The sequence below is a fragment of the Desulfobacterales bacterium genome, from assembly GCA_021647905.1.
Classification (GTDB): domain Bacteria; phylum Desulfobacterota; class Desulfobulbia; order Desulfobulbales; family BM004; genus JAKITW01.
The window spans coordinates 1-9,605 of the sequence record JAKITW010000094.1 but is presented as its reverse complement, the minus strand read 5'-3'; the positions used below and the strand labels follow the sequence as shown (position 1 = coordinate 9,605).

5 protein-coding genes and 1 riboswitch are annotated in these 9,605 nt (G+C 60.4%); of the genes, 3 read left to right on the top strand and 2 right to left on the bottom strand.

Translation table 11 applies throughout. The features are described 5' to 3' along the window. Positions 1 to 249: 249 nt before the first annotated feature. A riboswitch (cobalamin riboswitch) is annotated at positions 250 to 451 on the bottom strand. Between the two features lie 251 nt (positions 452 to 702). The 3 genes from L3J03_11545 to L3J03_11535 all read left to right on the top strand — a co-directional run bounded on the left by L3J03_11545 (position 703) and on the right by L3J03_11535 (position 6,166). Further along, entirely contained in the window at positions 703 to 2,157 is a 1,455-nt protein-coding gene (locus tag L3J03_11545; GenBank protein MCF6291613.1) for a YihY/virulence factor BrkB family protein, read from the top strand. Positions 2,158 to 2,229: 72 nt separating this feature from the next. After that, positions 2,230 to 3,429, top strand: a complete 1,200-nt coding sequence (locus L3J03_11540; GenBank protein ID MCF6291612.1) for an OmpA family protein — start codon at positions 2,230 to 2,232, stop codon at positions 3,427 to 3,429. Between the two features lie 553 nt (positions 3,430 to 3,982). After that, positions 3,983 to 6,166, top strand: a complete 2,184-nt coding sequence (locus L3J03_11535) for a hypothetical protein (protein MCF6291611.1) — start codon at positions 3,983 to 3,985, stop codon at positions 6,164 to 6,166. A 48-nt stretch (positions 6,167 to 6,214) separates the two neighbouring features. Here L3J03_11535 and L3J03_11530 read toward each other — a convergent pair whose 3' ends face one another. Further along, positions 6,215 to 6,877, bottom strand: coding sequence for a DUF599 domain-containing protein (locus L3J03_11530; GenBank protein ID MCF6291610.1), 663 nt, complete (start codon positions 6,875 to 6,877; stop codon positions 6,215 to 6,217). A gap of 157 nt (positions 6,878 to 7,034) precedes the next feature. After that, a partial coding sequence (locus tag L3J03_11525) for a cation-translocating P-type ATPase (protein MCF6291609.1) occupies positions 7,035 to 9,605 on the bottom strand: 2,571 nt, incomplete at its 5' end.

The window sequence follows — 9,605 nt, the reverse complement described above, 5'->3', positions numbered from 1 at the left end:
ACCCATAAGCATATCCTGCCGAAGTTGTTTCAAATTCCGTTTTTGCCGTCACGGCTGCGGCTCAGGGTCCGCTACACCGTTCGCTATAAGAAAACCCCTTTCCCGGTCCAACCTCAAACGTACGGGGGTTACCGAAACCTTACATCGGCCCGGTCCGGGCAAAAAAATACCCGGACCGTTATTCAACTAACGATCCGGGGGTTCCCTGTTTCTCCACAAGATCATCCGGCCGCCTCTGTCCACGGAGGTCATGCCATTGCTTCCCCAGGCAGGTATTCTGACTTTCCCGCCTCTTTGGCGGCCTTCCCATCCCGGCCGGGACAGTGGCAACACAAGGCCAAAGAGGTTCTTTTCATCATGAAAAGCGGGATCACAGCGGCGGGCCCGTCTCCGATTCACACGGAGTTCCCTTGTTCGCTCATCCATGAGCGCCTGGAGAATTTTTTAAAATACCCAACTCCGGACCAGGAGTCAAGACGAGACCACATGAACAGCGCCGACTACCCCGGCCGCTTCTTTTGCTTCCAGCCGTTTTCACCAGGTGGCGGGCGATAGAGCAGCTGATTATCCGCTTGATTTCCCTTGACAAAAACCCGTACAAGCGGTAACCGAACAAGCATGGGTGCAGATAGCCGAGCCCCTGGGATCGAATCTCACCAGGGCCTGTTCAACCGTTACCCTTCATCCAGAACGGAACAGACAATGGCGCAGCAAAAAAACCACACCATACCCCGGGCGGATTCGATGCAACCTATCTCTCCGACGGATCGTCTCCAGCATCATGGCAGGAAAGTTCTGGCCTGGATCTGGTCGGATACACCGGCGGATAACCGCCTGGCCGAGATGTTCCGCAACCTGTTGCAGGTGCTGCTGATCTTTCTCAGGGAATGCCAACGGGACCGGATCGGCCTGCGCTCCAGTGCCCTGACCTTTACCGTGGTGCTGTCGCTGGTGCCGACCCTGGCCCTGGGAACCGCGGTGTTAAAGGGATTCGGCGCCGGCGACCAGATGCGCCAGGCAGCCTATCGATTCATCGATCAACTGGAACTATCTCCCTCCCAGGCCCCGGCCGTGACCCTTGAAGGAGAAACAACGGCTAGCATCCCCCCGGTCGCCGGCAAGGGCAACGCCACCGGAACCAACCTTACCACCCACCTGCACCGGGCCGTTGACCGGATATTCGATTATGTGGACCGGACCAACTTCACCACCCTGGGCGCCTTTGGGATCATCGGCCTGCTGGCCGCGGTAATTTCCGTACTCGGCAGCATCGAGCAGGCAATGAACAGCATCTGGCAGGCCGAGTCGAACCGCCCCTTTGCCCGGCGGATCATGAACTATCTCGCCCTGACGATTCTGCTGCCCATCTCAATCAACCTGGCCCTGGCCACCGCGACCGTGCTCCAGAGTCCGGCGATCATGGACAAGCTGCGGATCTTCATCCCCCTGACCTGGTTCACCGCGGTGCTGCTCAAGCTCCTGCCCCTGCTGGCGGTAATGCTCACCTTTGCTATCCTCTACGCCTTTCTTCCCAATACCCGGGTGCGGCTGCTGCCGGCCCTGGCCGGCGGGATCCTCGGCGGGATAAGCTGGGTGCTGATCCAGGCCCTGTACGTAAAACTACAGATCGGGGTGGCCCGCTACAATGCGATCTACGGCTCGTTCGCCACCCTGCCGCTGCTGCTCCTCTGGATCTATATCGGCTGGCTGGTTTTTCTGGCCGGCGCCGAGGTCGCCTTTGCGGTACAGACCCGGCGGAGCCACAGATGGAAGGAGTTGCCCCTGACCCCGGCGGACCGCCTGTCCCTGGCCTTTGAGATCATGGGGGCCGCGCTGGATAATTTCCGCAACCGGACAATCACCGCCCGGGAGGGATTGGCCGGACGTCTCAACCGGCCGGTGACGGACATCGGCCAGGTCCTGAACCAGTTGCTCGCCAACGGACTCCTTCGCCATGTGGACGGAGACCTGAACGGCTATCTGCCCGCTGCCCCGGAGGAAGAGATCAAGCCGGAAGAAATCGTTGAACTCATCCTGGGTCCGGAAACAGGGGACCGACCGCTTTCCCCCCTGGCCGCCGCGGCCCTGCAAGGGGCCAAAACAACGGTCCAGGGCAAAAAAATCATTAGCGATTTCCCCCGGAATGCTATTAAATGAAAATAATTTCGCTTTCAGCAATTATACGTTCAAACGGTTTTAATTTAATACCAAGTGACGAAGGAGGTAGTTATGAATATCAGCAGGATTCTCAAGGTCTCATTGGTGATGCTGCTCGCCGCATTGCTGACGGGCTGCGCTCAGAAACAACCGGCATCCTTCTCAACCCTGGACCTCAACCCCAAGCTGAAGAGCGGCGACTACCTCCAGACGACCGAGAACTTCCTGGTGATCCTCGACGCCTCCAGCACCATGTTCGAATCCCCGCGGACACCCCTTGACAGCACCGAGGGCGTGGCCAATCCGAGCAAGTTCGTCAGCGCCAAGGCCCTGATCCGGCAGATGAACAGGACCATTCCCGACATCCCGCTGCAGGGCGCCCTGCGGACCTTCGGCCCCAATCCCGCCGCGGAGAGCCTGGTCTACGGCCTTATCCCCTACACCAAGGCAGACCTGGCCGCGGCGGTTGACGGGCAGAATACCGCGGACGGCACCAGCCCGCTTGAAAAGGCCCTGGCAGCGGCAAAAGACGACCTGGCTGATTCCACCACCGGCAGGATCGCGGTCATCGTGTTCAGCGACGGCAAGTGGATGGCCGCGGAGGAGGTGCTTGAAGCAGCGGCCGGACTTAGAAGTCAGTATGGTTCCCGGCTCTGCATCTACACCGTGCTGATGGGTGAGGATCCGGGCGGCAAAGAGCTGTTGACCAAGCTCGCGGCCGCGGACGGCTGCGGCTTTGCCACCACTGCCGCGGCGATCAACTCCGGGGCCGGCATGGCCGGCTTTGTTGAAAAGATATTCCTGGCCGCCGACGGAGACGACGACCGCGACGGAGTGAGAAACTCCAGGGACGAGTGCCCCAACACCCTGTACGGGCTCAAGGTCGACAGCAAGGGCTGCCGGATCGAGATCATGGAACCCGTGTCCATCAACCTGCTGGTGAACTTTGATTTCGACAAGGCCGATGTCAAGCCGATATACCATGACCGCCTCCGGGCGGTGGCTGATTTCATGAAAAAATACCCGCGGGTCAGCGTCTTTCTGAAGGGCTACACCTGCTCCATGGGCCCGGCCCGGTACAATCTCGGGCTATCCCAGCGGCGGGCCGACAGCATCCGCAACTACCTGATCAAGGAGTTCGGCATCAACGGAACCAGGCTGCGAGCCAAGGGCTATGGCGAGGCAAACCCGGTTGCCTCCAACGATACCCGGGAAGGCCGGATCAAGAACCGGCGGGTGACCGCCACCATCTCAACGGTGGTTGAAGAGTAATTGCCCAACCGGTTTAATATCTGACATGCGGCAGCAGAGGGGCGCGGCAACAGCCGGGCCCCTCTTTTTTTTCACGGCCGGGACCGGTGCCGCAAACCCGGCATTTCTCTTGCCGCCCGCTTGATTCCCAATGGTAAGATGGGGCCGATGCAGTGACGATTAAAAAACCCACCACTACATCTTGTGGTTCATTTTGCTTTGACACACAAGCGACTTTGGCCTATAGTTACGCCTGCCCACGGGACGTTCCGACCGCAACGGTTGCGGGGAAACAATCGCATCTCCGCTCCTGCCGCGTCTGTTCCACCTTTCCCGGACGTAAGCTCTCACAGGCACCGAATCTGCTTTGTCATCGGCCTGTCCGCATACCCGGTGTATAGCGAACAGGCCTCTTTCGCGCATCTCCGGCACCTGTGAGAGCTTACAGGGCAAGGAGTGTACGCGACAGGTGATCGCGCCACCCTGTGAGTGGTTACTCCCGGACAACTTCACCCGTACCATCCCGGCCGTCAAGTCCCTATCCACCGTAAACAATCTAAAGGAGAGCACATTGATGAAACTGCCCATCTCCCGGCAAGCCGCTGTCAAGGAATGGAACCGGTTCGAGACCTATCTGATCCGCGAGCGGTATGCGGTCCGGGACCCGGAAACCGGCCAGCCGCTGGAAGAACGTCTCTCCCAGGTCATTGACCGGATCAGCGGTGAGTTCACCTATCCCGGGGTCAGCGATGCCTTGAAGGCCGGTCGCTTCATCACCGCCACTCCCTTTCTGATGAACGGCGGCAACCCCCATACCAGACGCAAGGGGTATTATTCCTGCTATCCATTGGGCCGGGTGGGTGACTCCACCAGGGAAATCTTTGACATGGAGCGCGACCTGGTCACCATCTTTCAGCATTCCGGCGGCGGCGGCATCGACATCTCCAGGATCCGGCCCCGGGGCTCCATGGTGGATCACGGCCAGGGACTGGCCTCGGGACCGGTCTCCTTTGCCAAGGGCTACTCCCAGCTCTCGGCCCGGATCAGCCAGGGCGGCAAGCGGCGCGGCGCCCTGATGATCCAGGCCGACTGGGACATCAAGGACATCAAGGAGCTGATCACCTTCAAGGGCGACTGCCCGGGGCTCTACAGCGGCTGCAACGTGTCGGTCAACGTTACTGACGAACGGTTCTGGGACCAGGAGGAGCTGATCCAGTTGATTGCCGAGTACATCTGGAAATCAGGCGATCCCGGCCTGCTCTTTACCCAGAAAAGCCTGGACAACACCCCGGTGCCCCGCCGCTACAACCCGGTCTATTCCAACCCCTGCGGCGAATATCTCTCCACCAAGGATACCGCCTGCAACCTGCTCACCGTCAGTCTGCCGAGTTGCCTGGGCGCCAACCAGGGCGTGTACCTGGAAAAGGTTTACGAGACGGCCCGTTTGGCCGCCGTTGCCGGCAACGAGATCCTGGACATGGGCGGTTTCCCGCCCATTGAACGGATCAAGGAGAACACCCTCAAGTTCCGGCCCATCGGCATCGGCTTTACCGGCCTGCACCATGCGATGAACGCCTTTGACATCTCCTATGGCGATGAAAACAAGGCGCCGCTGTTTGCCAAGGCCACCCAGTTGGCCCTGATGACCGGCTCCATGCAGGGCAGCCTGGACTATGCCGCCTTCAGCGCCAGGACCGGAAAAAAACTGGAGGCCCGGGAATGGAACATGGAGTATGTGGACAAGATCCACCAGGAGGCCGTTGATTTCGTAAAATCAGCCATGCCGAAAAAAATCACCTGGCAGAACCGGATCAACAAACTTTTTACCACGGTCAAGAAACTGGGCGGTCTGTACAATTCAGTGACCACCTCCCAGGCCCCCACCGGCTCGATCTCCCAGCTGCTGCGCACCGCCTGCACCGGGGTTGAGCCCTACTTCTCGATGATCCAGACCCGCAAGGTCAAGGATGCCGACGACTCATGGAAGGAATTCACCCTGGTCCCCCTGGAGTTCTACGGCTATGAAAAGGACAAGCTGGCCTGGATCGAGGGACAGACCGCCCACAAGATCACCCCGCTCCAGCAGATCCGGATCCTGGAGGCCTGCCAGACCTTCAACCATACCGCGGTGTCCAAGACCATCAACCTGCCGGCCGAAACCACGGTGGACGAGATCAAGAACATGCTTTTCGTGGCCCGCAAGAGCAAACTGAAAGGGGTCACCATGTTCCGAGACTCCTCGATGACCGGGGTGCTCAGCGATTCCGCCATCAAGGAACCGGTTCCGGACCACGACTTTTCCGATCTGCCCGAGCGTTCCGGCCACACCTTCAAGTTCACCGGCCCCTCTTCTCTCTATGTTACCGCCAACCGGGGCAGCCAGGGCCATGTCCGCGAAATATTCCTCAACACCACCAAGTCCGGCTCCACCATCCACGGGATGTGCGAGGCCCTGGGCCGGGTGATCTCGGTGGCCCTGCAGCACGATTACCGGTTGATGGGCAAGATCGCCCGCACCCTGGCGGACATCTCATCGGACGCAGTGTGGCAGAACCTGCGACTGGGCCGGGTCTTCTCCATCCCGGCGGCCCTGGCCAAGGTGCTTGACAACTGCGCGGTCACCCCGGACGAACAGGAGGAGCCGGAACCCTATGTCGAGCCCTCCACCTATAGCTCCTGCCCCACCTGCGGCAAGCTGACCATGCGCCGCAACGGCGGCTGCAATCAATGCATCAGCTGCGGTTACTCCACCTGCTGAACGCCCCGGCGGCAACAGCTATCATCCGGTTGCCGGAACCCGCGCGACTTACCCGCCGGCCAGGTCGCGACGCAGCAGGATGTAAAGGATGGCCCCGGTGGCGCCGATCATCAGGACCGGGCTGAAGAACCAGAGCAGCAGGGGAACCAGGAAATAATAACCGCGCATGCCCAGGGAGAAATAGATCCCGGAGGTGAGGAACATCTGGGCGATCCGGGCGGTGGAATCACCGTCCTCGATTTGATCCAGGCGATCCTTGGGGATGTTGAGGATAAAGGACATGTAATTGGTCTCGCGGATATACCAGGTAAAATTGAAAAAGGTATAAAAGAGCAGGAGAATAATCAACAGGATCTTGACCACCTCGACGGTCGGTTCCAACGCAGCCCCGGCCCGGCCCAGGGTATGGAGCAGGTTGAAGGCGCCCATGATCAGGATCACCGCGGTGGAGGCCAGGAAAGAGGCGCTCATGATGGTGTTGCGCAGGGTCTGAACCACCACCATGTTGTCCGTTCCGCCCGAATGGGCCTCGATCCAGGCGGTGCGGTATTTCTGTAACTTGCCGAGAAAAAGATCGGTTGGCCGATACTTCAGCATCTGGGCGAGAAAGAAGCGGTAGCCGAAAAGACCGGCCAGAAAAAAGGCCAGCCCGGCCCAGTCGGCTGGTGCAAATCCCGCGAACCAGCTCTGAATGACAACAAATACGGACATCGTTACAACCTCCCCGGATTCATGGACAATAACCGTCCATCGTCATCCATCATGAGTATTCTTCTTCCGTTAATAGAGGACGCATGACCGGCACAATCAGGTCACAAGAACTCTTTTTTGATGGTGAACAGGCTCAAGCCGATGGCCGAGACCTGGATCAGTAATGGATCCATCCCCGGCGCACCAGCAGTTTCTCCAGCTCCACCCCCCAGAATACCAGGGTCGACAGCCCGAGGGCGATCAGCAGTTCAGTGGGGCCCAGGGCCTGGGTGTGAAAGATCGATTGCAGCACCGGCACATAGATTATCGCCAGCTGCAGCCCGACACTGATCAGCACGGCCCAGAAGAGAAAGGGATTGGAGAGCAGGCCCTGTTTGAACAGGGAATCCCGGTCGGAACGGATCGCCAGCGAGTTGCCGAACTGGGACAGGCAGAGCACCGTAAAGACCATGGTCTGCCAGTGCCAGCCGTTGACCAGGGCGATCTTCAGGGTAAACAGACAGACCCCGCCCATCAGTACTCCGACCCAGATGATCTGCTGCCACAATCCCCGGGCAAAAAAACTTTCATCCGGGGGCCGCGGCGGCCGATGCATTATTTCCGCCTCCGCCGGTTCGGCGGTCAGGGCCAGGCCGGGAGCGCCGTCGGTCACCAGGTTGATCCAGAGGATATGGATCGGCAGGAGCGGGATCGGCATGCCGAAAAAGGGGGCGAGAAAGATGGTCCAGATCTCGCCGGCATTGCTGGTCAGGGTATATTTGACGAACTTGCAGATATTGTCGTAGATCTTCCTGCCCTCGCGGACCGCCCGGACAATGGTGGCAAAATTATCGTCCAGGAGGATCATGCTGGAGGCCTCCTTGGCCACGTCGGTGCCGGTAATCCCCATGGAGATACCGATATCGGCCTTTTTCAGGGCCGGGGCGTCGTTGACTCCGTCGCCGGTCATGGCCACTGCCTCGCCCCGCTGCTGCAGGGCCGCCACCAGCTTGAGCTTCTGTTCCGGCGCCACCCGGGCGTAGACCGCAACCCGGTCAACAACCTCCACCAATTCGGCCGGCGCCATTTCAGCAAGCTCCCGGCCCGTCACCACCCGGGCCTCCCGACTGTCGATGATCCCCAGCCGCAAGGCAATGTTAGCCGCGGTAAGCGGATGATCTCCGGTGATCATCACCGGACGGATACCGGCGGCAACACAGGTCCGCACCGCTTCACCCGCCTCGGGCCGCGGCGGGTCCAGGGCCCCGCTCAGGCCGAGGAAGGCCAGCCCGTTCTCCACCTGTTCCGGGAGCAGTTCCCTTGGCAGGACATCCAGGTTGCGACAACCGTATGCCAAGGTGCGCAGACCGGCCCCAGCCATCTCGGCAAGCCGTTGTTCAGCGGTCCGGGTATCAATATCGTTGCATTTGTCCGTGACCGCTTCAAATCCGCCCTTGGTAAAGACAAGAAAATCACCGTCCGGGGTCTGATGTACAGTGGTCATGGCCTGCCGTTCGGAACTGAAGGGGATCTCCGCCACCCGGGGGTAGCGGTCGACCAGCCCCTCCTTGGCAAAGCCCAGTTCAGCGGCCTTCTGATAGATCGCCACCTCGGTGGGATCGCCCACCGGTTCGCCGTTCTCATCCGGCTTGACATCATTGCTGAGCGCCATGGCCAGCAGCAACCGACCCAGGGGAGAGACGTGGGGGGTATCCCGCACCTGGGGAGGAACTTCCGTTATTGGCTGGAAATCCGCGTCCAGCAGCTGCTCCACGGTCATCTGGTTCAAGGTCAGGGTCCCGGTCTTATCAGTACAGATGACCGTGGTGGAGCCCAGGGTTTCCACGGCGGGCAGCCGGCGGATCAGGGCCTGGTGTTTGATCATCTGCCGGGCGCCGATGGCCAGGCTGATGGTAACCACCGCTGGCAGGGCCTCGGGCACCGCGGCCACGGCCAGACTCACCGCGGTGAGAAACATGAGCATGACATCCTCGCCCCGGAGGATACCGAAAACAAAAACAACCGCGCAGATCAGGATGGCGGCAACAGCCAGATTACGGCCCACCCGGGCCAATCGGCGCTGGAGCGGGGTCTTCAGCTCCTCCGTCTCCTCAAGCAGGCCGGCGATCCGGCCCATCTCCGTGGCCATGCCGGTTGCGACCACCACCCCGAGACCACGGCCATAGGTAACCCGGGTCCCCCTGTAGGCCATATTCTTCCGGTCGCCCAGCGGCGGGGCCGCGTCGGCGATTCGAAGGGTATTCTTCTCAACCGGCACCGATTCCCCGGTCAACGGCGCCTCATCGATCTTCAGGACCGAGGTTTCCACCAATCTGAGATCCGCCGGCACGATCATCCCGGCCTCCAGTTCGACCAGGTCGCCGGCCACCAGGTCCCGGGCCGCGATCCGGGTCACCACCCCGTCCCGGATCACCACCGCCCAGGGGGCGGCCATGGCCTTCAGGGCGGCCATCGCCTTTTCGGCCCGGTATTCCTGGACAAAACCGATGATGCTGTTGAGGATAACAATGACCAGGATAACGATGGTGTCTTGGGATTCGCCGATCACCCCGGAAACAACCGCGGCAACCAGCAGCAGGATGATCATCGGATCACGGAACTGATCCAGGAGCATGGCCAGGGGCGACCGTTTGGCCGCCTCCCGCAACTCGTTGAGCCCGTAACGCTCAAGACGACGGGCCGCTTCGGTCGAAGTCAGCCCCTTGGGGGAAGGGTTGAACAGCGCCCG